Annotated in this window: 21 protein-coding genes and 1 pseudogene; 7 read left to right on the top strand and 15 right to left on the bottom strand. The window is 46.9% G+C overall.

The window, feature by feature from the left end; genetic code table 11:
- A partial coding sequence (locus tag QUA44_RS27410) for an RNA-guided endonuclease TnpB family protein (RefSeq protein WP_333256213.1) occupies positions 1-869 on the top strand: 869 nt, incomplete at its 5' end.
- 288 nt (positions 870-1157) lie between these two features.
- Positions 1158-1436, top strand: coding sequence for a hypothetical protein (locus tag QUA44_RS27405; protein WP_333256210.1), 279 nt, complete (start codon positions 1158-1160; stop codon positions 1434-1436).
- 327 nt (positions 1437-1763) lie between these two features.
- Here the strand turns inward: QUA44_RS27405 and QUA44_RS27400 are convergent, their stop codons facing one another.
- From QUA44_RS27400 to QUA44_RS27390, 3 genes are all read right to left on the bottom strand, one after another.
- Positions 1764-2414, bottom strand: coding sequence for a nucleoside triphosphate pyrophosphatase (locus tag QUA44_RS27400; RefSeq protein ID WP_333256207.1), 651 nt, complete (start codon positions 2412-2414; stop codon positions 1764-1766).
- A 144-nt stretch (positions 2415-2558) separates the two neighbouring features.
- Positions 2559-3098, bottom strand: a complete 540-nt coding sequence (psbP, locus tag QUA44_RS27395; RefSeq protein WP_333256204.1) for a photosystem II reaction center PsbP — start codon at positions 3096-3098, stop codon at positions 2559-2561.
- Between the two features lie 143 nt (positions 3099-3241).
- Positions 3242-3454 carry a chlorophyll a/b-binding protein gene (locus QUA44_RS27390; RefSeq protein ID WP_333256202.1) on the bottom strand — a complete coding sequence of 71 codons (213 nt, stop codon included), beginning with the start codon at positions 3452-3454 and terminating at the stop codon, positions 3242-3244.
- Between the two features lie 332 nt (positions 3455-3786).
- On the opposite strand from QUA44_RS27390, the gene QUA44_RS27385 reads away from it, so the two are divergent.
- Positions 3787-4398: a hypothetical protein gene (locus QUA44_RS27385; protein ID WP_333256199.1), complete on the top strand. Its 612-nt coding sequence runs from the start codon at positions 3787-3789 to the stop codon at positions 4396-4398.
- A gap of 369 nt (positions 4399-4767) precedes the next feature.
- Here the strand turns inward: QUA44_RS27385 and larB are convergent, their stop codons facing one another.
- The 6 genes and pseudogenes from larB to QUA44_RS27355 all read right to left on the bottom strand — a co-directional run.
- On the bottom strand, positions 4768-5553 hold the full coding sequence (gene larB / locus QUA44_RS27380; protein WP_333256196.1) for a nickel pincer cofactor biosynthesis protein LarB: 786 nt from the start codon (positions 5551-5553) through the stop codon (positions 4768-4770).
- A 124-nt stretch (positions 5554-5677) separates the two neighbouring features.
- Positions 5678-7450 carry an ABC transporter substrate-binding protein gene (locus QUA44_RS27375; RefSeq protein ID WP_333256193.1) on the bottom strand — a complete coding sequence of 591 codons (1773 nt, stop codon included), beginning with the start codon at positions 7448-7450 and terminating at the stop codon, positions 5678-5680.
- A 121-nt stretch (positions 7451-7571) separates the two neighbouring features.
- Positions 7572-8144, bottom strand: coding sequence for a PIN domain-containing protein (locus tag QUA44_RS27370; RefSeq protein ID WP_333256191.1), 573 nt, complete (start codon positions 8142-8144; stop codon positions 7572-7574).
- Positions 8122-8670: a hypothetical protein gene (locus QUA44_RS27365; protein WP_333256188.1), complete on the bottom strand. Its 549-nt coding sequence runs from the start codon at positions 8668-8670 to the stop codon at positions 8122-8124. Before QUA44_RS27365 ends, QUA44_RS27370 begins: the two co-directional genes overlap by 23 nt.
- Positions 8671-8738: 68 nt before the next feature.
- Positions 8739-9218: a 2-C-methyl-D-erythritol 2,4-cyclodiphosphate synthase gene (gene ispF, locus QUA44_RS27360; protein ID WP_333256185.1), complete on the bottom strand. Its 480-nt coding sequence runs from the start codon at positions 9216-9218 to the stop codon at positions 8739-8741.
- A 140-nt stretch (positions 9219-9358) separates the two neighbouring features.
- A pseudogene (locus QUA44_RS27355) lies at positions 9359-9802 on the bottom strand (DUF1517 domain-containing protein); the annotation flags it as partial.
- Between the two features lie 681 nt (positions 9803-10483).
- Between QUA44_RS27355 and QUA44_RS27350 the strand changes: the two are divergent.
- Positions 10484-10957 (top strand): hypothetical protein, encoded by a 474-nt coding sequence (locus QUA44_RS27350; RefSeq protein ID WP_333256183.1) that lies wholly within the window; start codon positions 10484-10486, stop codon positions 10955-10957.
- A 68-nt stretch (positions 10958-11025) separates the two neighbouring features.
- Here the strand turns inward: QUA44_RS27350 and trmD are convergent, their stop codons facing one another.
- On the bottom strand, positions 11026-11700 hold the full coding sequence (gene trmD / locus QUA44_RS27345) for a tRNA (guanosine(37)-N1)-methyltransferase TrmD (RefSeq protein ID WP_333256179.1): 675 nt from the start codon (positions 11698-11700) through the stop codon (positions 11026-11028).
- 169 nt (positions 11701-11869) lie between these two features.
- The gene (locus QUA44_RS27340) at positions 11870-12034 is read right to left on the bottom strand and encodes a hypothetical protein (RefSeq protein WP_333256177.1); all 165 of its coding nucleotides are present in this window, start codon (positions 12032-12034) and stop codon (positions 11870-11872) included.
- Between QUA44_RS27340 and QUA44_RS27335 the strand changes: the two genes are divergently transcribed.
- Together QUA44_RS27335 and cphA are read left to right on the top strand one after the other, a co-directional pair.
- Positions 12033-12926: a cyanophycinase gene (locus QUA44_RS27335; protein ID WP_333256175.1), complete on the top strand. Its 894-nt coding sequence runs from the start codon at positions 12033-12035 to the stop codon at positions 12924-12926. The two genes, QUA44_RS27340 and QUA44_RS27335, sit on opposite strands and share 2 nt — an antisense overlap.
- Before the next feature lie 338 nt (positions 12927-13264).
- Positions 13265-15976: a cyanophycin synthetase gene (gene cphA / locus QUA44_RS27330; RefSeq protein WP_333256173.1), complete on the top strand. Its 2712-nt coding sequence runs from the start codon at positions 13265-13267 to the stop codon at positions 15974-15976.
- 72 nt (positions 15977-16048) lie between these two features.
- Here the strand turns inward: cphA and QUA44_RS27325 are convergent, their stop codons facing one another.
- From QUA44_RS27325 to QUA44_RS27310, 4 genes are all read right to left on the bottom strand, one after another.
- On the bottom strand, positions 16049-16723 hold the full coding sequence (locus QUA44_RS27325; RefSeq protein ID WP_333256171.1) for a hypothetical protein: 675 nt from the start codon (positions 16721-16723) through the stop codon (positions 16049-16051).
- Complete coding sequence (locus tag QUA44_RS27320) at positions 16720-17124, bottom strand: RusA family crossover junction endodeoxyribonuclease (protein WP_333256169.1); 405 nt, start codon at positions 17122-17124, stop codon at positions 16720-16722. The genes QUA44_RS27325 and QUA44_RS27320 overlap by 4 nt, the downstream gene beginning before the upstream one ends.
- A gap of 272 nt (positions 17125-17396) precedes the next feature.
- The gene (locus QUA44_RS27315) at positions 17397-17615 is read right to left on the bottom strand and encodes a type II toxin-antitoxin system HicA family toxin (RefSeq protein ID WP_106148860.1); all 219 of its coding nucleotides are present in this window, start codon (positions 17613-17615) and stop codon (positions 17397-17399) included.
- Positions 17612-17872, bottom strand: coding sequence for a type II toxin-antitoxin system HicB family antitoxin (locus QUA44_RS27310; protein ID WP_424403898.1), 261 nt, complete (start codon positions 17870-17872; stop codon positions 17612-17614). The genes QUA44_RS27315 and QUA44_RS27310 overlap by 4 nt, the downstream gene beginning before the upstream one ends.
- 213 nt (positions 17873-18085) lie before the next feature.
- Here QUA44_RS27310 and QUA44_RS27305 point away from each other — a divergent pair, with 213 nt between their 5' ends.
- A complete protein-coding gene (locus QUA44_RS27305) occupies positions 18086-21523 on the top strand; it encodes a DNA methyltransferase (RefSeq protein ID WP_333256166.1) in 3438 nt (1145 codons plus the stop codon).
- The last annotated feature ends 59 nt before the right edge of the window (positions 21524-21582 follow it).

Genomic DNA, 21582 nt, shown 5'->3' with positions numbered 1-21582 from the left:
TTCTTGCACCATTACTGCCTTTATTCGTCCGAAAATCCATACCGTGTTTACTTCAACCACTGATTCAGCAAGCCCTAATTAAAGTCGTCTGGTCAAGGGAGTTGCCATCTCCGCCAAGTTCGGTCACAGTAATTAAAGATGCTGCGAACCGATACTTTATCCGCTTCGTCGTTGAAGTCGTCCCAACAATATTACCCAACGGGCAATCAGTTGGTATCGATCTCGGTATAACCGATTTCGCCACTCTGAGTACAGGTGAAAAAATAAAATCTCCCAAACCTCTCAAGAAGTATCTGAGGAAGCTTCACAAGGCACAGCGTAAACTATCTAGAAAGAAGAAGGGAAGCAAACGGAGGGAATTGGCGCGTCGGAAAGTGGCGAAAATTCATGCCAGGATTTCCGACATCCGTAACGACTTTTTGCACAAATTGAGTACCAGGATTATTCGTGAAAACCAAGCGATAGTCCTAGAAGACCTCAACATTTCCGGCATGATGAAAAACCGCAAATTATCTCGTGCTATTTCTGATTTAGGTTGGCGAAGTTTTCGGACAATGTTAGAAGCTAAGTCGGAAATGTACGGCAGAGATTTTAGAGTTATTAGTCGCTGGGAACCAACTAGCCAACGCTGTTCTTGTTGTGGACAGATTGGCGGGAAAAAGGAACTCTCAGTTCGTGAATGGACTTGCTTATTTTGCGATGCCGTTCACGACCGAGACGAGAATGCAGCGATTAATATAAAAGTCGCGGGTGGATTGCCCGATACTATAAACGGACGTGAAGGACGGAGTAAGACCGCATCTAATGCGGAATCGAACAGTGAAGCGTCAACCCACCAGTTCCCTAAACAGCTTTCGTTGTTTGGGTAGATTGGAATCCCCCTGATTTATCAGTGGGGAGGATGTCAAGACCACATTTTCGACATTTGTAGTTTTGTTTACCTGTCAACTGTCAACTGTCAACTGAATGAAGATGCCGAGTCTGACCGTTACGACTAACTTCTTCTGAGCCACAATTGAGGCAAGAATTAATTTCTACTGTCATATCACTAATGGCAAACACTTCTCTTTAATAGTAGCTTAATTTTACTCCATCCTTTCCTTCAGGGCACTACCGAATTTTGTTCAGATCAAGCCCATCCAATTGGGACTTTTCCTTTGAGTACAGAAGAAGTGCCAGCAGATTTTATTCACGATTACAATCCGACTCAAGGTGATGTCATTGGATTGGCGGGAGGACTAACGCGAAACGATATTGTTTTGAGCGAAAGGTTTGCAACAATTGGCGATGCGAGAAGTTACGATAGCAACGGGCCTACTCCTCCGGGACAGCCTCAAACTCTTGAGTTTAGATTTTTCGACATTAAAGCGACGGTGATTCGCGAAGCTACTATCGGCAATATCTTGGGTTTAGTGAAGGATGTTTCGCCGAGTTAAATTCAGTTTAGCTCTGTGTCTGACGGGGCGATCGCCCTAGGTTAACTCAAATCGGTACATATTGCTGCTAAGGATCGCGAACTAAATAATTTACACAAGGAAAGTGGGGTGTCCCGCCCGCCATTTCTGGACGGGCGGGACGCCCATCCCACAAGAACCATCACGCATTGTAAGTTATTTAATTCTCATTCCTAAGAAGCAGAACACGGACGGGCGGGACGCCCATCCCACAACACCAAGGCTATCAATCCTCGTTCCCAGGCTCTGCCTGGGAAGGCATATCAGCGAGGCTCTGCCTCCCGATTCCTGACCTGAATTTAACAAACATTAAAATTGCCAAAAATCCGCCACATCATATCCCATTTCGCCCAGCATTTGCCGCAGCAGAGGCAAACTCAAACCGATCACATTTGTGTGACATCCTTCGATTTGTTCGACAAAAAAGCCGCCTTTACCTTCGAGTGCAAAACAGCCTGCACAGGCGAGGGGTTCTCCCGTAGCGACGTAGGCCGCAATTTGGCGCGAGGTAACTTCCGCAAAATGAACTTTTGTAACTTGATAGCGAACGATCGATCGCGACCTAGCCTGATCAAAGTCATCGAATCTCGTATCAATTAAAGCATGACCCGTATATAATTCGCCCACCTTACCGCGCATTTTCTGCCAGCGCGAGATTGCTTCTTGGGCATCCTTCGGTTTGCCGTGAATTTCCCCATCAATGACCAAAATTGAATCGCATCCCAACACCAAACACGATTTGGGATTAGGGATTTGCGGGTGAGAATTAGCCAGCAAGAATTTAGCTACAGCCTCAGCTTTTCCCTCGGCTAAAACCTGCACTAACTTAGTGGCATCCCTCATTTGTATTTGCCCTTCATCAAAGTCGCTGGGGCAAATCACAGCTTGAATGCCGGCATTTTCTAGCAGGCTGCGGCGCGCCGGAGAAGCTGAGGCTAACACAAAAGTTGGATTTTTCATAAGTTAAAAAGGAAGAAGGAAGAAGGAAGAAGGAAGAGGGAAGAAGGAAGAAGGAAGAAGGAAGAAGGAAGAAGAAAAATAAACTAAACTATTCCCATGCCCAATGCCCTGCGCCCTATTCCCCATTCCCAACTACTTTTTAATCTAATAAACAGAGAAAGATTTAACGACTTTCTCAAAAGCTTCTTTTACCTTCGGCCAGCGTTCTTCGGTAGTTGAAACGTTAAGCGTAAAAAGTTTGCCGCGGCTGATGGCTACACTCGCTAAGTTGTGCCGTTCTTGGTTTGGCAACTTAACGGCGTATTCTAAAATGTAATAGCTTTTCGATCGCGATTCGCGAGCTTCTGCACTGACTAATTCAGCTTCGCGGCCCGAATCACTCGGGGCTATCGCACTTTTGCTGAGCTTGTATCCCACATCCGTCGGCGTTCCCAAATCCGCCAGAGTTTTGTCCTTGGCGACTGAACTGATTACCACGCTGACATTCTCGGTTTGCTGGATCAAATCGCGGAACACCACATCGGGCCCATTAGAAACTGCGATCGGCAGCCAGCCGTTAGGATAGAGAAACTGATAGCCGTCGCCAGTATCAACGTAGCTTTTGAGTCCGGTGACTTTAGACACACAACCTGTCAAACTGAGGCTTAGAACCACCAGAAGTATTGCCGCAATTCGTTTGAGCATTCTTTTTACGGGTAGGGTAAAACAAAAATATTTAATTTTAATTGTCTCACCAAACCTTGCCCCTCAAAATAGTTAAGCTATGGATCGCCGTTTGTGTACCGCCCGCGATCCATAGCCATATAGTTTAATTGTTAACAAAATCATTACAGGTGAGTCAGCCAGCTAATCAGCCCGTGCTTGGTCGAAACTTCTAAAGCCAAGAGAGAAACAAAGCCAATCATGGCAAGGCGGCCGTTTAAGCGTTCTGCGTAGGGAGTGAAGCCGGTGCGGGCTTGGTCATCGATGTATACTGTCGGCTCGATCGCAAAATTGTTCATTTTGCCTTGGTCGTCCAGCATTAAGCCTCTGTTACTCATCTTTTTTTTCCTAAATGGTTTTTAGTGTACTGTAAATAAATGTAACAGACTTATGAAGATATGTAAAGGATTGTGAGAATTTTTTTTTAAAGACCTCGATCTGACACCAGTTTAAAAAAAAATACAACTGTAGGCAAGCTCTAAACCCTTATATAGTCAGTCTTTCCCAAATCTAAAATCTAAAATCTAAAATCTAAAATCTAAAATGGTATGACTGTGGGTAGACTCTGGGCCCCGGAGGGGGGAGGATAGAGTGGAGAGGCACAAAAGTCGATGGTGTATGGCAAATCCAGTCTGGGTTTGACGGAAATTGTGGAACGGAGGAAAAATTTATGCGGGCCAGTCTGGAAATGCGGTGGTTTTATAGCGGTGCGTTGCCAAAATCGATCAATCAATGGTTTGGAAGCGACAGTCTCGGCGGGTATCTTTCGCCTCCAGAAGAGCGGGAAGACATATATTTGCTAGTACCTAACTGCGACTACTTGGGAGTGAAGCTGCGCGGGAAAACCTTGGAGGTAAAGTGGCGTCAGGGAGAGTTGGGGGCGATGCAGTTCGGCAACCGCTGGGAAGGTAAGGCCGAGAAGTGGCTCAAGTGGGTTTGTGCCGACACCATCGCACCGATATCGGCGGATATTTTGGCGACAGGAAAGTGGGTGGGAGTCAAGAAAAAGCGAGCGCAGCGTCTTTATCAAGTTTCGACCCCTGGTTCCCTGATGTCTGTGCCTGTGGAAGCCCCAATTCCCCAAGGTTGCAGCGTGGAACTTACTCAGTTGAACATTAACGGCAGCGCGTGGTGGACTTTGGGATTTGAAGCGTTTGGCAGCGAAAGTTGTTTGACAGAAACCCTGGAAACAGTAGCTGGTTGGACTAGCAAGAGTTATCAGGCGCAAAAGTTGAAAGCTGAGGATTCTTCTGCTTATCCAATTTGGCTAGGCAACAAGTAATATCAAACCCGGCTTTAATAATACCTCCTGTATTTTTTAGTCGCCCTCTGTTGGAACGAGAGGCAAGTTGAGACCGGGTTTCAACCGCCGAGTCTGGCAGTCCTGGACGCCACTGGCATATATAGTAAGGTGCTCTACTACCGGAAATCTTCAATAATCTTTCAATAACGGAGTCTGACGCACCTGAGATGTTGCACCATTTTCAATTAGGTTTTTTACGGGCGGGCTCTTCGGGCCACCCCACAAGAAAACTCACTCTTTGTGGAACAGGCATCTTGCCTGTTCTTGAGAATGGTGCAAGATGCAGCCTAAAAATCGATCGTCCTGTGACAGTTAGCCTTAGTTTTATCTGATCGAGGGGGTTTGTAACTATTCCCCCTCTCCTCTTCTCTCCACTCTGCCAGCAGTTCTCAGAATTTGACAAGCCAAAATCGCCGCCCCAAACCCATTATCAATATTCACCACACCCACACCAGCCGCACAAGAATTGAGCATTGTTAAAAGAGGAGCAATCCCGCCAAAACTTGCGCCATAACCCACACTTGTCGGCACAGCAATCACCGGACAATCGGCCAAACCCGCAACCACACTCGCCAAAGCGCCTTCCATACCCGCTACTGCAATCAACACATCAGCATCGGCAATTACGTGCCGGTTACTCAGCAAGCGGTGAATGCCGGCAACTCCGACATCCCACAAACGTCGCACCTGAAAACCGCAAAGTTCCGCAGTAACTGCCGCCTCTTCCGCTACAGGCAAATCCGCCGTTCCCGCACTGATAATAGTCACAGTACCCGGATGCTGCGGACTGGGGGAATTGGGAGAAATTGCACAAATTCGAGCCTTTTGGTGATAGCACAAATCGGGTATTTTTTGTTGCAATTGCTCGAAAACTTCCGGTTCGATTCGCGTCGCCATCACCGCAGAATTTCGCCCGCGCATCGCCTCTATAATCTCAACAATTTGGTCGGGCGTTTTCCCCGGGCCCCAAATTACTTCAGGAAAACCTGTTCTTAAAGTACGGTGGTGGTCAATTTTGGCAAAATCACCGACTTGTTCAAAGTCAAAATGCTTTAATTTATCCAAAGCTGCGATCGGGCTAACATAGCCTGCAGCCACAGATTCGAGTAACTTTTGTAAAATTTTAGGTTCCATAAATATTAGTCAGTTGTCAGTTGTTAGTTGTCAGTTGTTAGTTGTCAGTTGTTAGTTGTCAGTTGTCATTAGTAACAAATAACCAATAACAACTAATAAATAACCAATAACAACTAACAACTGACTATTCTGCTATTTTTAGCTCGTACAAATTCCAGAAAGCACCGCCGAGGGCACTGTAGCGAATTCCCGAAATGCGATCGCGCACCGCCTTAAAAGTCAGCGGATTCACCATGTAAATAAAAGGCACTTGTTCCGCTGTAATCCGCTGCGTCTCGGCATAAAGCTCCTTGCGCTTCGCCTCATCAAGCTCTTGGGAAGCCTTCACATAAAGGTCATCGATTTTCTGTTCCCAGTCGTACACTTCCCAACCCTTAATCGGCGGTTCTCCGGCTTGCGGGCCCTGGTTGAAAGCGTGCGAAGTCCCGTTGACCGACCAAATATTGTAGCCGCTGTGGGGTTCAGTACCTCCCGTAAAAGCGCCCAAGTAAGTATCCCAATTCCGCGTCAGGCGCAGCTTTTCCAAATAAGTGTTAAAACTCAGGAACTGCGTATCAACTTGCATCCCTAGTTTGCCCAAATCTTGCTTAATTTGCGTTGCCATTTGTTCCCGCACTTTTTTACCCGTAGCTATCAACAAAGTAAATCGCACTTTGTTGCCTTCAGCATCCAACAATTCGCCGTTACTATTATACTTGAAACCAGCACTTAACAGTAACTCTTTCGATTTTTGCCGATCGTAACTGTAAGTTTTCAATCCCTCTTCTGGGGACAGGTAGAACGGACTTTGGGCCGGAATTGGAGAATGCAGCGGTGCGCCAAGTCCGCGATAGATATTGTTAGTCATGGCGGATCGGTTGATGCCGTAGGCGATCGCCTGCCGAAATTCCTTACTCGCGAACCACCGAGACTTAACCGGGTCTACAAACGGCTGATTTTGAGCATTGCGCCCCTTATTCAGATTGAAACACATAAACACGCTGCCAGTATCCGGGCCGCCGTTGAAGACCGTATATTTGCCGCGTTTTTCCTCCCGTTTCAGCAGCGGAAACACTTCCGGCTCCACGTCCAGAGTATCCAAATCCCCCGAGCGAAAATTCAGCAGTTGATTGTCAGTATTTTCGATAATTTGCCAAACAATTTGCTGGATGTAAGGTTGAGGATTTCCCTCAGCATCTTTGCGCCAAAAATACGGATTTCGTTCCAAAACAACGCGCTGATTGGGGGTATAACTCAGCATTCGGTATTGACCGTTGCCGACAATTTTTTTAGGGTCAGTATCCGTGCCCCAAGTAGTCAGGAATTTAAGATTGCCGTCTGCATCTGTATTTTCGACAGCTTCCTGTAAAATATGAGCTGGTAAAATCGGGATTCCCCCAGCATATCTAATAAAAGGAGCAAAGGGTTCTGCAACGGAAAATTCTACGCGGCGACTGTCGAGTTTTTTGACTTTTGGAAATTCGCCACTGATGCCAACCCTCAGAATATCTTTCAAACCGCTAGGAATTTTGTCATTGAAATAAATCTTTTCATAGCTGAAGATAATGTCATCAGTAGTCATCGGTTCGCCGTCAGACCATTTCAATCCCTCTCGCAGGGCGAAGACAATCTTTTTGCCATCTTTAGAAACTTCCCAGGACTCTGCTAAACCGGGTTCTAGCTGCGATGTCAAGCCGTTTTCGTTGATCAATCCCTCGTACATATAGCCAAAAACGCTATATCCAGATTGATTTAGCGGGTAGTTGAAGGTGGCCGGGCCGCTGGGGGTGGGAACGATGAGCCTGTTGGTTAATTGCGATCGCACGGGAGTGCACGCAGACAGACTGATAGTGGCAATTAGAGCTAGCAAAACAGCCAACCAGCGGCGCTTTGAATGTAAAATAGGGAAAATTTTCATAATAATTTACCAAAAAATATGGTTTCGCATCAAGGCTTATAGGGACAGCGCCCAAATCCCTCATAAAAACAGCGCTGTCAACTGTCAACTGTCAACTGTCAACTGTACCACCTGCGTGCGATTATGACTGAGATTGTAGCCAACCCAGAAAGTTTTTAGTGACAGAGAAATATTTTGTAATCCCGGCTTCTCGCAAAACATCTTGAACTTCCGGTAGACCAAATTCTTTGACGTTACCGCTGAGCAATACTTTGGTTTCTGTAGAATGCGATCGGGCATGACTGAGGATACAATGTAGAATCAAATTGTCTGTTGGGTCTTTTTCGATGATAGGTGTGTTTAAAGTTGCTTGAATAATCTCTGAATTTAATACAATCATTTCTGCATTTTCTGACATCAGAGAAATTGCTTCACGCAGCCGCAATTCAATTTCATCTATTCGTTTGAGATAGTAAACTAATGACTCTTCTAGGTAAAAAGACAGAGATGTGGCGTGTTCAGATGTCACATCTCGCTTTGTTTCGCTAATTGGGCGACTTAGCTGTTCCTTAAAAGAGTTTTGTCGCTTCAACTCGTCCTCGAAAGCTGACCAAGCGTCCATATAACAAATGCTGGGTATGACTAACTGAACTGATGAGGACAAATCTCGCAGTAACATAATTGCTTCAGCCTCACGCCCTGTAGCAATACTCATCAGAAAGTTGGTCTCGATATATATAATTGCCACCTAATTCCACTCCTGATTTTGTTGTTCCACCTGCGAGTAATGGCGGCAAACCGATGGCTGCTATTTGTTCTGACGCTGGCGGAATTTCTGATTTCCAGTTATAGTCTAAGTCATGCATCCACGATTCAATCAGCCCCTTGATCGTACGTTCAAAGATCCATGTACTGCCAAATGTCGGCATATAATAGCGACATATTTCACCAGTATTGAGAGTGCAAACAGGCTCGGATAAATTCACACCATCCCATTTGAAAATCAGAATTTGTTCGGTGTCAATAAACATAGCATAGGGAACGATCGCGTTTTTTTCAGACATTTTAGCTAATACAGCTTTGATCCAGTCGATCGCGCGATCGACAATTTTCTGTTTCGCCGCTGGTTCTTCAGCTTGAATGATTTTAACCTCGATTAGCACGACTATGCGATCGTCTTTATCCAACGCGATCACATCCGCGTCTACAGGAAATTGTAACTCCCAGGTGTCAGTGTCCATGATTTCAGGCTTCCTAGCGATTTTGGATTAAACAATTGACTCCACAGTCAATTTTAGATGATAGAGTTCTATTTTTGGCCCAGCAAAACTACAGCATAGGCTGCGATTCCTTCCTCTCTCCCCACGGGGCCTAACTTTTCGTTAGTAGTAGCTTTGATGCCAATTTGGTCAGGTTTTAATTGTAGAACACCAGAAAGTCGATCGCGCATTTGCTCAATATGCGGTTTCAGCTTTGGACGTTCAGCAACAACCACCGAATCAATATTGCCGATTTCCCAGCCTTTATCTAATATTAACTGATTGACTTGTGCGAGCAATACGAGACTATCAGCACCTTTCCATTTCGGGTCAGTTGGCGGGAAATAAAGACCGATATCTCCTAAGCTGAGAGCTCCCAGCATCGCGTCCATAATCGCGTGGGTAAGCACGTCTGCGTCGCTGTGTCCTAATAAGCCTAATTCGTGGGGAATGTGCACGCCGCCGAGGATGAGGGGGCGTTCGGGAACTAAGCAGTGAATGTCGTAGCCGTTGCCGATGCGGATGTTCATGTAAAGTAGATTTTTGAGAAAAGCAGACAGTAGACAATTATTTCATATTTTGTCTGAGGATAATTGAGTTTTTTGGGCGATTCCTACGGGATAACACAGATAATTGCCAAGCTCAAACGATCGCCCTCAGCCATCAGCCATCAACCAACCCGAATCAAATCCGCATAGGAACCCAACAAATCATCGCCAGTCAAACTATCGCTTTCCTGCTGCGGACTCCAAATCAACTCAAAAACCAGCAAACTCTCAGCAGGAGTCGCCGCCGCTCGCTCTAATGCTGCTTTCAATTCCCCAACATCGCGAATGTCTCCAAACAGGGATTTAGTATCGTCGGTGCCAATCAAAAACGTCACTACAATATACTCTCCAGGCTCTCGATTGCCATCACTGACAGACTCTTGGCGGATGTCGCCGTTAACGATACTCAGAGTTTCTACACTTAACTTGCTGCGTTCTTGAATCGAGATTTGATTGAATATTTGCGCCGCTTCCTCCCGACTCACAACTGTTTGGGAATCTACAGAAAAGTGAGTCCAACTTTCGGGCGATCGCAAAACACTCAAAACAGCTTCTTGCAAAAACTCTGCCCTGGCTGTCGCACTTTATACGTTGAACTTTAACGCCAATTCAGTTAGCTGAATTTGAACTTCGCGAGCGGAGGCTAACATTGCGACTTGTAACTTGCTGACAGCAAAAAGGCCGACTTTAAGTTTATCCCCAGACTTGGGTCGATAATAGTAAATACAGTAAGCTATTAACGCTACACCCGCTCCCGAAACAAACAGCCAAAACCAAAACCATCTCCCATCCTGAGATAAAGATGGCGAAGTCGTATCGTTGCCAGAATTATTTTCAGTGGTAATTGGTGCTGGATTAACGGCAGGCTGTTGCTCATAACGGATATTTGGCTGACTGTTATCGGGATTGTCTGAAGATGGCGAAGTCGTATCGTTGCCAGAATTATTTTTAGTGGTAATTGGTGCTGGATTAACGGCAGGCTGTTGCTCATAACGGATATTTGGCTGACGCTTACCGGGAGTCTCTAAAGATGGCGAAGTCGTATCGTTGCCAGAATTATTTTTAGTGGTAATTGGTGCTGGATTAACGGCAGGCTGTTGCTCATAACGGATATTTGGCTGACGCTTACCGGGAGTCTCTAAAGATGGCCAATTCCTAGGGGGAGGCCAATTATTTTTAGGGTAACTCGTGGTAAAATTCTGGCGGGCTGTGGATTATAACGGATCTTTGGCTGACTCTTACCGGGATTGGAAGGCAATGAAGAACGTGGTACTAACTTATCGGTCTTATCGGTGCGCCGCGGTATAATTACAGCTTTATTCTTTCCCTCATATCGGGGAATCCGAGTTTTAGGTGCGACGACAGGTGCAGGTGAAGCCGGCTTTTCAAAAGAGCCACTGCGAACTCTTCCCCCAGTGTTTCCGCTGTTGCTGGGACGGCTGGGAATGGAACTAGAAGAAGTGCCAGACGAGCTGTTTCTAGAAGAACTAGAAGAACTAGAAGAACTAGAAGAACTAGAACGGCTAGGCGAGGTACTGCTAGAGCGGCTGGAACTGGAACTGGAACTGGAAGAAGACGATCGCCCGCCACTACTTCGGCCAGTGCTTCGGGCCAAAGCTTCCCGGTTAATATGTAACCATTTGCCGCCGCTGGCAGGAGTTAAATTGACAGTAACTTCAGCGGCGAGCAAAAAGACGATCGCCCAACAGCACAAAAGTTGATTTTTTAGCATAATTTTGTCTACCAAAAATACATTGCTAAACCAAGACTGTCAACACCTAACACTTAATTAATCCGCTAGCAAATCCGGTCGCCTTTGGCGAGTTCTTTCAATTTGCTGTTCCTTGCGCCAGCGAGCAATTTGGGCGTGATTACCAGACAGCAACACGTCGGGCACTTTCAAACCCCGAAAATCCGCCGGCCTAGTGTACTGCGGATAATCCAAAAGCCCGTCTTCAAAACTCTCAAACTTTAGAGAATCTTCCTTCGCTACAGTTCCCCGCAACAATCGCAAAACCCCATTTATCAAAGCTAAAGCCGGAATTTCGCCCCCCGTGAGTACAAAATCCCCCAAAGACACCTCGCGAGTGACCAAATGCAGCACTCGATCGTCCACACCCTCATAATGGCCACAAATCAACACCAACTGATCGCGATCGGCCGCCAACTCCCGAAACATCGCCTGCTGCATCGGTTCCCCCTGGGGAGTCAGCAAAATCACCTCTCGCCTTGGCAAAACCGGCAGCGACTCCACCGCAGCAAAAATCGGTTCCGGTTTCATCAGCATCCCCACTCCGCCCCCGTAAGGCTCATCATCGACTCGCTGGTGTTTGTCTGTGGTAAAATCGCGGGGATTGACAAAATTCACCTCAGCAATCTTTTTAGCTAAGGCTTTGCCCATCAGTCCTGACTCCAGGGGAGCCCGGAAAAATTCTGGAAATAGGGTAACAACGTCAAATCGCACAATTATTGGAATTTCATTGATACATCACCTCTAGTTTGACCTTTAGAGGGAGTTCAGTTTTCAGTAATTGCTTTATTCTTTATAATTTCTTATAATTTCTGAAAATTTTGGCAAGTTAAATTCTCTTCCTGTGTCGGCGGGCCGGTTTTGTAAAAAAATAATCTGTTTTTCATGACAGCGACTGCAAGCAAACTCGCCGCCAAACAACTGCGGGATAGTGCGATCGGCGATCGCACCTGACTCGCACAAACAAAAATTTATTCTTAAAAAGCCCTATTGTACCCACAGCAACGGCAAAATTGAATTTCACATCCAACAGAGGAAGACACACCATGCAGCAGTTGACATCTCAAGCCCTTGAACACAATATTCCCCAGCGCACAAAAACCTCGATTATGGTCATCGGGGGAGCCGAAGACAAAGTTCACGGGCGAGAGATTCTAAACACCTTTTTTTGCCGTGCTGGGGGTGCAAACGCTCGGCTGGCGATCATTCCGTGCGCTTCGCGAGATCCCGAAGGAATTAGCAACCGCTACCGCACAATATTTGACGAAATGGGCGTTAGTGCCGTCAAAGTAGTGGACATCCGCGAACGCGAACAAGGCGAAAACCCCGTCTGGAAAGATTACTTAGAAGACTGTACGGGCGTATTCATTACAGGCGGCGACCAACTGCGGCTCTGTGGACTCCTGGCGGACACCCCGCTGATGGAGAAAATTCGCAAAGAAACTCTCGAAGGCAAGATTACCCTCGCTGGCACCAGCGCTGGTGCTGCGGTGATGGGATATCACATGATTGCAGGCGGTGGAAGTGGGGCGTCACCAAACCGCTCTTTAGTAGACATGGCAAACGGACTTAACATTATTCCTGAGATCATCGTCGATCAGCATTTTCACAACCGCAACCGCATGGCTCGCTTGCTGTCGGCTGTGGCTTGCCATCCAGATCGCCTCGCTATTGGTATTGACGAAGACACCTGCGCCTTGTTTGAGGGAGACGATACTATGAAAATTCTCGGTAAAGGCACTGTGACTATTGTTGATTCTAGGGAAAATTTTTATACCAATGAGTCTATGGTAGGAGCGACAGAACCCTTAAGTCTGTTCAATATGCGCTTGCACGTTCTGTGTCACGGAGATTGCTACAATATGCCCCTAGGCAAACCAATGCCATCAGGAGCGTGTTCCGAGTCTGGCTGGCCCCCCGAATGCCGCACAGCCAACTAACGTAGAACATCTCTTGTCATTGATTCGGCAGAAATTAGGCGGCATTCCGGCCGAATCATGGATACAACAATAGAATACATTCCGAACCAGCCACTGGCTGACCCTAGGAGGCAGAATCACAGAAAATTCTAACTTCGGGCTTTGAGTTTTTGCTAGCCATGTACCTGTACTTGTTTTTAGCCGATCGCTGGGGCATGAATTTTCAATGGGGTAGCCCATAACTGGAAATTCACTCCCAAACTGTTCGCAGCGAACAGTCGATCGAGCAATCTAGATCGAAATTGAATAAATGCTCCAATTATCTATAAGATTTCGCGCCCCATACCCCTCTAACTGCCATGAAAATACTTAAAATCCAGACCTTACGCGGCCCCAACTACTGGAGCATCCGACGCCAGAAACTCGTCCTGATGCGTCTGGATTTAGAGGAGTGGGCAGATAAAACCACATCGGAAATTCCTGGCTTCTATGAAGGGTTGATCGCCGCACTTCCGAGTTTGAACAACCATCACTGTTCTCCAGGCCATAAGGGAGGCTTTCTGCAACGTGTCAGAGAAGGCACAATGATGGGACACGTAATCGAACACGTCGCCCTAGAACTTCAGGAAATGGCAGGAATGCCGGTCGGGTTCGGTCGCACCCGCGAGACTGCGACCCCAGGCACTTACCAAGTAGTAATTGAGTATCAAAACGAACAAGCAGGTCGCTATGCCGCCCGGGCGGGCGTGCGGATGTGCCAAAGGATTGCCGATACTGGCACTTATCCAGCAGCAGAATTAGTCCAAGATTTGAGAGACCTCAAGGAGTTTGCTTTGTCGGCAGCCCTCGGGCCGAGCACGGAAACACTGATTAAGGAAGCAGAAGCGCGCGGCATTCCTTGGATACCTTTGAGCGCCCGGTTTATGATTCAACTCGGCTACGGGGTTCACCAGAAGCGGATTCAGGCAACTCTGAGCAATCGCACGGGAGTTTTGGGAGTAGAACTTGCCTGTGACAAGGAAGGTACCAAAAATATCCTCGCCAGCGCCGGCGTACCGGTTCCCAGAGGGACGGTGATTAATTATTTGGATGAACTGCGCGGGGCGATCGAAGATGTCGGCGGTTATCCGATCGTCCTCAAACCCCTAGACGGCAACCACGGCCGCGGCATTACGATCGACATCAATTCCTGGGAAGCAGCAGAAGAAGCCTACGACTTAGCCAGCGCGGCATCAAAAACAAAAAACGTTATTGTCGAGCGCTATTACGTCGGCCGTGACCACAGAGTATTGGTAGTCAACGGGCAAGTCATAGCAGTTGCAGAACGAGTCCCCGCTAACGTCGTAGGCAACGGCAGGTCTACAGTAGAACAGCTTATTGAAGAAGTAAACCGCGACCCGCAGCGAGGAGACGGACACGACAACGTGCTCACCCGGATCACGATCGATAAATTGTGCCTGGATTTGCTGCAAAAACAAGGATACGCGATGGACTCCGTAGTGCCCGCCGGTGAAAGAGTATTTTTGCGCGCGACAGCAAACTTGAGTACCGGTGGAATTGCAGTCGATCGCACCGACGAAATCCACCCAGAAAACGTCTGGCTGTTTTCCAGAGTCGCCAAAATTATCGGTTTGGACATCGCCGGCATTGACGTAGTAACTCCCGACATCTCCCAACCCCTGCGCGATGTCAACGGCGTCATCGTCGAAGTCAACGCAGCACCGGGTTTCAGAATGCACGTCGCCCCGAGTCAAGGTTTACCCCGCAACGTCGCCGGCGCGGTCTTCGATATGCTCTTCCCCTCACCTCAACCCAGCCGGGTGCCGATTTTAGCGGTAACGGGAACCAATGGCAAAACGACAACCACTCGCCTACTCGCTCACATTGTCAAGCAGACCGGTCAGATTACTGGCTACACGACTACCGACGGCACTTACATCGGCGATTATTTGGTGGAAAGCGGAGACAATACCGGGCCGCAGAGCGCTCAGTTGATTTTGTCCGATCCGACGGTGGAAGTGGCGGTGCTGGAAACGGCTAGAGGTGGAATTTTGCGATCGGGCTTGGGCTTCGATCAGTGCGATGTCGGCGTTGTTTTGAACGTCGCAGCCGATCACTTAGGCATCGGCGATATCGAAACCGTGGAACAACTAGCCAAACTCAAGAGCGTCCTCGTCGAGTCAGTAATGCCCAAAGGTTATGCAGTTTTGAATGCAGACGACCCGCTGGTAGCACAAATGGCGCAGCGTGTCAAGGCTCAAATTGCATATTTTTCGATGAACCCGGACAACGAACTGGTTGCAAAACATACTGCTGCGGGCGGGCTGTCTGCGATTTACGAAAATGGCTACTTGTCGATTTTGAAAGGCGATTGGACGCTGAGAATTGAGCAGGCTGTGAATGTGCCGCTGACGATGGGCGCGCGCGCGCCGTTTATGATTGCTAATGCTTTAGCGGCTTGTTTGGCGGCTTTTGCCCAAGGAGTGAAAATAGAGGATATTCGATCGGCTTTGTCAAGCTTCCAAGCATCCGTCGGTCAAACTCCCGGACGCATGAACTTGTTTAATTTGGGTAGCTATCACGCTTTGCTGGACTACGCCCACAACCCCCACAGCTACAAAGCTTTGGGCAGTTTCGTGCTGAATTGGCCGGGAATGCGGATCGGGGTAGTGGGTGCGCCCGGGGATAGACGAGATGAAGATTTTGTCACGCTGGGCAAACTTTCGGCCGAGATGTTCGATCGTATTATTGTCAAGGAAGATATTGACAGGCGCGGCCGAGAACCTGGTGTTGTGGCCAAGTTAATTTGTCAGGGAATTGCAGAGGCGATTTCTGCAGGAACCGCAAACAAATCTCAAGTTGAATACGAGTTGATTCTGGACGAAACAACGGCAGTTAACAAAGCTTTAGACGAGGCGCCAGCAGGCAGTTTGGTGGTGATTTTACCTGAAGGTGTCACGAAAGCTCTGGCTTTAATTGAAGCCCGGAAACCGATTCAGGAATCTGTGGTAAATGCTGCTATTGTCGATCGGGTTTCCGAGTCGCGAGACAGTTTGAAAACTTCGGTGTAAATCAAGGCTAAACTCTGAAGTTTAATTGAATTAATAGGTTGGGTTAACGAAAGGAAACCCAACCTTTTTGCTTTAGAGAAACACCGTATTATCTTTCAATATTTTCTCTGTAACCTCAATCAGTTCGCACACAGAATTTTGCGTAAGTTGTGTAGTTTTAAACCCATGAGCAATAGAGTTATGCAAAGAACGCGCATTCATTAATAACTGATATTCAGATTTAGAAATCACGCCCTCCACCGTCAGTTGTTTCACTAAATAAAGCGGATCTAATCTTTGCAAACTTAGCTCTTCTTTCTGGGCAACAATCCTCAAAGTTGCCTCAACTAAAGACCAAGAATATAGCATGGCTGACTCTAAATGTTGTGTGACAAGTTGCTTAGCAACTTGTAAACCTAACTCTATTTCATGCTCTTGAAAAGAATCCTCAGCTTTGGGAAGCTCGACTGCATCCTCCGAGTTAGTCATCACTAACTCAAACCTCCAACCAGGATTTTCTGCTACTGCTTGGGCTAAATTGCGTAGATATGTACTAGAGGGTGAGTTGAGTGAAGCGCGTGACTTGACTGCAATAACCACTGACTCTTCCCCCCGACGCACTATCAGATCCGGGCGATAGCTTTTAAGGAAGTCCGGTAAATCTTCAGAGTTTGGATGAAATGAAATTTCATAACCTTTCTCACGATACTCCTCTGCTAGTTTTAACAGTCGCTCTCTTTCTATGTTTGCAGTTGAAGTTGCCATCATGTCAGTACCTCTTGATCAGGAGCATCAATTACGACAATGTGCAAGAATTCATTGCCACGGGCAAATCCTTCCGCTAGGATTAAGGTCATATTTTCTACTTTAAAGTTACCTGATAAATTCCTCTTGCGGGCTAGGACATCAGTTACTTGATCGTCATCGACATAGGCTAGCCCGATAATTGCATCTTGAATTGGCTTTACGATGTTGTCCACATCGATTTTAACAGAATCGTAGAAATAAGTTATCTGGAGCTTGACTAGGCCAGTAGCTGTTTTCTGCTCCGAAGACCAGTATTTTTCAGCCTCTTGCCTCACCGTGATTTTCCCAGCTTTGAGAAGAGCTCGCCTACGAGCTTGTTGTGATACTGGTGGGCCATCTACTATGAACTCAAATCTCGCCAAAGTGTTTCTAAATAGAAGATTGGGGATTATTTTACCTTTTAACTGCCGCCCACTGAGTAATCGGTGCCAGTTGTAGGGTGCGTCGCTCGTTTAATCTGGCGTTGTGGGGCGAGAGTTGTTTTTGGCGACGCACCCTACGTTGAATTAAGTGAACCGTATTGTGCTAAGCAGTTCCGCATTTAAATTGTGTTTCAAGAATCAATCAAACAATGAGTGGGGTGGGCACGCGAGCCCGCGTCGAATATGCAATTTAAATGCAGAATAGCTTATACTTAAGAAAAACTTTGTACATCTTCCTCAGATAGCTGAGCTATTTTCATTAAGGCTCTCAAGGTTCCAACTTTCAAATCTTGATTTCGGTGAACAGGAATTGACAAAATTTGTTCTAATTCCGGGTTTTCATAGATATGATGACTGCCGGTAACTCTTTTCAAAACCCAACCTTTATGCTCTACTATTTTGCAAAGTCGCTTGCCAGAAATAGATTTCATACAGCAATTTCCACAACTCGATCTGTGGAGGCAATTGCTTCACGACTATTAGCAACTTCTAGCCAACCTTCAATCGCATCTTTTAAATTAATTATTACTTCTTCTATCGTCTCCCCTTCAGTAATGCAGCCGGGAAGCCCTGGAACTTCTGCCCAATAGCCACCTTCTTCTGCAGGATGTACGATCGCTCTAATTTTCATATATTTATTGAGGTATTTTTCAAGCACTAAAGCTATAAAAACCCGGTTGCTACGCAAAATCTTCGTTGTGAACGATCGACTTTAAGGCAGAATCCGGGTTTTTGACTCCGCCTGTATCTAGGAATATCGTCAAACATATTATAGCAAATGTCAATAGTAAAGCGTCCTAACCGCCACGGCGGTTGCTATCAAGCAAAATCGCCAGATCGATCGCCAATACGAACCAATCTAACTATAGAATAAGGAAAAAGCAAGCAGCAGGGTTGAAAAATGAATGAAGCCGATCGCACCAGAGTCGAAACATTCATCACACGCTGGGACGGTTCTAGCGGTAACGAACGGGCAAACTACCAGCTATTTTTTGCGGAAATGTCCGATGCGCTGGGAGTCGATCGCCCGATCGATAAAGGCAGAATTCCCAACGATCCCTACTGCTTTGATAAAGATGTCAAAATTTTTCACCCCAGCGGGAAAGTGACTCCGGGGTTTATCGACTTTCACAAAGCAGAGCATTTTTTAATAGAAGCAAAACAGGGTGGAACCACGGGTAAAAAGGGAACTGCAAAGCGAGGAACTAATACCTATTTGCGAGAAATGGAGAAAGCCTTTGTGCAAGCAGTTGCCTATACGCGCAGTCTCAGCAGCAAACCACCGTTTTTGTTAACTTGCGATATTGGCGATCATTTTGAATTGTGGATGGGCTTTAGCGGCGACTATGGCGGCTATGGGGCGCGGCGAGATATTGGGTTAACCGAACTCCGAAAAGCGGATGTTTTCGATTTGTTTGTCGATATTTTCAGCAATCCGCAGCAGCGCAACCCGGAGAAGATTGCGGCGCGGGTGACGCGGGAAGTGGCGGCAGATTTGGCAGAGTTGGCGAAGGGAATGGAGGCGAATGTCGATCCGCAGCAAGTCGCGCAGTTTTTGATGCGCTGTATTTTTACTATGTTTGCTGAGGATGTGGGGTTGCTGAAGGAACATCTGTTTACGAAGGCGCTAGAAACGCGATGGATTCTTAACCCGAAAATGTTTAAACCGGAGGTAGAGGCGCTGTGGGAAGCGATGAATGAGGGGACGAGTTTTGGTTTTCATGGCAAGTTGTTGCGGTTTAATGGTGGATTGTTTGCGGATTCTGGGGCGTTTGCGTTGACAAAGGCTCAGTTGCAGGTGTTGTTGCAGGCGGCGAAGCGCGATTGGTGTAATGTGGAACCGGCGATTTTTGGGACGTTGTTGGAGAGGGCGCTGGATGCGCGGGAGAGGAGTAAGTTGGGGGCGCATTATACGCCGCGATCGTATGTGGAACGGTTGGTAAAGCCTGTGGTGATGGAGCCTTTGGGCGATCGCTGGATTGCGGTACAAGCGGAGGTTAAACAGTTGCTCAACGCGGGGGAAGCGGAACCGACTGCAAATCAAAGGAAAAAGGCGATCGCAGTTTTAGAGGCATTTTTGACTGAGTTACAACAGGTGAAAATTCTCGATCCGGCGTGCGGATCGGGGAATTTTTTGTATGTAACGTTGGATTTGTTGAAGGGGTTGGAGTCGGAGGTGTTGCGGCGTTTGGAGGATGTTACAGGCGCGGCGCAGTTGCGGTTGGATATTAATCAGGTGAATCCGAGTCAGTTTTTGGGAATTGAGATCAATCCTAGGGCGGCGGCGATCGCAGATTTGGTGATTTGGATTGGCTATTTGCAGTGGCATTTTCGGCGGTTTGGCGATATTCCGCCGATCGAACCGGTGTTGCGCGAGTACAACAATATTGAATGCCGGGATGCGGTGTTAGCCTATGATGCGATCGAACCAGATGTCGATGCGGCGGGGAAGGTGAGAACTCGCTGGGGGGGACGGATGATGAAAAGTCCGGTGACAGGGGAGGATATTCCCGATCCTACAAACCAAGTAACAATTTATCGGTATTTAAATCCAAGGGCGGCGGTGTGGCCGGAGGCGGATTATATTGTGTCAAATCCGCCGTTTATTGGGAATGCGAGAATGCGCGATCGATTGGGAGATGGATATGCAGAAGCGCTGCGAAAAGTCTATAAAGATGTGCCGGATACTGTGGATTTTGTAATGTATTGGTGGCATAAAGCTGCTGGTCTTGTTCGCCAAGAACACATCAAAAGATTTGGTTTGATTACAACCAATAGCATTCGACAGGTTTGGCAAAGAAAGATAATTGATGTTCATTTACAAGCTTATAAAAATCCACTTAACCTATTTTTTGCAATTGCAGAGCATCCTTGGGATCAGGAAGGTGCAGCCGTCCGAATTGCGATGACAGCCGCTGAACTTAAGACTTTTAATCATGCCACAGCCAAGATAGGATATGTATTGAATGAAACGGAAGTAGGAATTCCTGAAGACATAGCTGATAATCTGAGTATTAAATTTATTCATGTCGAGCAAATACTCAGCAATTTAGATTCAGGTGCTAACGTTATCAGCACTCAGAAGCTTAGAGCTAATCAAAATTTATCTTCCAAAGGCATGATGTTAGGTAGTCAAGGTTTTATAGTGAATCATAAACAACTAGAATTACTGGGGTATTCTTCAATAAGTCTGCCATCAGTTATTAAACATTATCGTAATGGTAGAGATTTGATTCAACCTAAATCTGATATTTTTATAATCGATCTATTTGGGATAACAGAACAAGAGGTCAGAGTTCAATATCAAAACATTTATCAATGGATACTTGAAAGGGTAAAACCCGATAGAATCACGAATAACAGAAAGGCATATCGAGATAATTGGTGGATTTTTGCTGAGGCGCGAGCCAAAATTAGACCTGCCATCAATTCACTAGCAAGCTACATTGCAACACCAAGAACTACAAAGCACCGATTTTTTACATTTTTAGATAGAGATATTTTTCCAGAAAGTGAAGTGATTATGATCGCCCTTGATGATGCTTATTTCTTGGGAGTTCTTTCCAGTAAAATTCATGTCATTTGGGCATTAGCAGCAGGTGGAGATTTAGGTGGAAATACACCACGGTACAACAACTCGGTTTGCTTCGACCCATTCCCCTTCCCCACCCCAACCGACACCCAAAAACAAACCATCCGCGAACTCGGAGAACGCCTCGACAGCCACCGCAAACGAGTCCAAGCCACTCACCCCGAAGTCACCATCACCGGGATGTACAACCTCCTCGAAAAACTCCGCAAAGGCGAACCCCTCAACGACAAAGACAAAGCCTTCAACCAAAAAGCCCTAGTCTCCACCCTCAAACAAATCCACGACGAACTCGATCGCGCCGTATTTGCCGCCTACGGTTGGGAATCCACCCTCACCGACGACCAAATCCTCGAAAACCTCGTCACCCTCAACGCCCAACGCGCCGAAGAAGAACGCAACGGACACATTCGCTGGCTGCGTCCCGACTACCAATCTCCCGGCGAAACCTACGTACAACCAACTCTCGAAGGTATCACCACCGAAACCGAAACCGCGATTATTCCCGCAGAACAACAACCCTTTCCCAAAACCCTCAAAGAGCAACTTTCCGCCATCCGCGACTTATTTCGCACTCAAAGCGGCGAATGGACAGCAGCCCAAGTCACCGCCCATTTCAAAGCAGCAAATCGCAAACAAAAAGTCATTCTCGACTGTTTGGAAAGCTTGGAAGATTTGGGAATTTTGCTCAGTCACGATGAAGGTGGCGTGACTTTCTGGCATCTGGCAGAAGTTGGAAATGCCGGATAAGCTTGGCTTGGCAATTGTTATGTCCCAATACGGTTTACTTAAGGCTTTTTGACGAATTT

Source organism: Microcoleus sp. N9_A2 (genome assembly GCF_036701775.1).
In the GTDB taxonomy this organism is placed as follows: domain Bacteria; phylum Cyanobacteriota; class Cyanobacteriia; order Cyanobacteriales; family Microcoleaceae; genus Microcoleus.
This window is presented reverse-complemented; position numbering and strand designations above follow the sequence as displayed.

What these genes read in the sequence shown, in the direction of transcription:
- QUA44_RS27400 (WP_333256207.1), bottom strand. Translation starts at nt 2,414, where the DNA reads ATGAAAAATCCAACTTTTGTGTTAGCCTCAGCTTCTCCGGCGCGCCGC.
- psbP (WP_333256204.1), bottom strand. Translation starts at nt 3,098, where the DNA reads ATGCTCAAACGAATTGCGGCAATACTTCTGGTGGTTCTAAGCCTCAGT.
- QUA44_RS27390 (WP_333256202.1), bottom strand. Translation starts at nt 3,454, where the DNA reads ATGAGTAACAGAGGCTTAATGCTGGACGACCAAGGCAAAATGAACAAT.
- QUA44_RS27385 (WP_333256199.1), top strand. Translation starts at nt 3,787, where the DNA reads ATGCGGGCCAGTCTGGAAATGCGGTGGTTTTATAGCGGTGCGTTGCCA.
- larB (WP_333256196.1), bottom strand. Translation starts at nt 5,553, where the DNA reads ATGGAACCTAAAATTTTACAAAAGTTACTCGAATCTGTGGCTGCAGGC.
- QUA44_RS27375 (WP_333256193.1), bottom strand. Translation starts at nt 7,450, where the DNA reads ATGAAAATTTTCCCTATTTTACATTCAAAGCGCCGCTGGTTGGCTGTT.
- QUA44_RS27370 (WP_333256191.1), bottom strand. Translation starts at nt 8,144, where the DNA reads ATGAGTATTGCTACAGGGCGTGAGGCTGAAGCAATTATGTTACTGCGA.
- QUA44_RS27365 (WP_333256188.1), bottom strand. Translation starts at nt 8,670, where the DNA reads ATGGACACTGACACCTGGGAGTTACAATTTCCTGTAGACGCGGATGTG.
- ispF (WP_333256185.1), bottom strand. Translation starts at nt 9,218, where the DNA reads ATGAACATCCGCATCGGCAACGGCTACGACATTCACTGCTTAGTTCCC.
- QUA44_RS27335 (WP_333256175.1), top strand. Translation starts at nt 12,033, where the DNA reads ATGCAGCAGTTGACATCTCAAGCCCTTGAACACAATATTCCCCAGCGC.
- QUA44_RS27340 (WP_333256177.1), bottom strand. Translation starts at nt 12,034, where the DNA reads ATGGTGTGTCTTCCTCTGTTGGATGTGAAATTCAATTTTGCCGTTGCT.
- cphA (WP_333256173.1), top strand. Translation starts at nt 13,265, where the DNA reads ATGAAAATACTTAAAATCCAGACCTTACGCGGCCCCAACTACTGGAGC.
- QUA44_RS27325 (WP_333256171.1), bottom strand. Translation starts at nt 16,723, where the DNA reads ATGATGGCAACTTCAACTGCAAACATAGAAAGAGAGCGACTGTTAAAA.
- QUA44_RS27315 (WP_106148860.1), bottom strand. Translation starts at nt 17,615, where the DNA reads ATGAAATCTATTTCTGGCAAGCGACTTTGCAAAATAGTAGAGCATAAA.
- QUA44_RS27305 (WP_333256166.1), top strand. Translation starts at nt 18,086, where the DNA reads ATGAATGAAGCCGATCGCACCAGAGTCGAAACATTCATCACACGCTGG.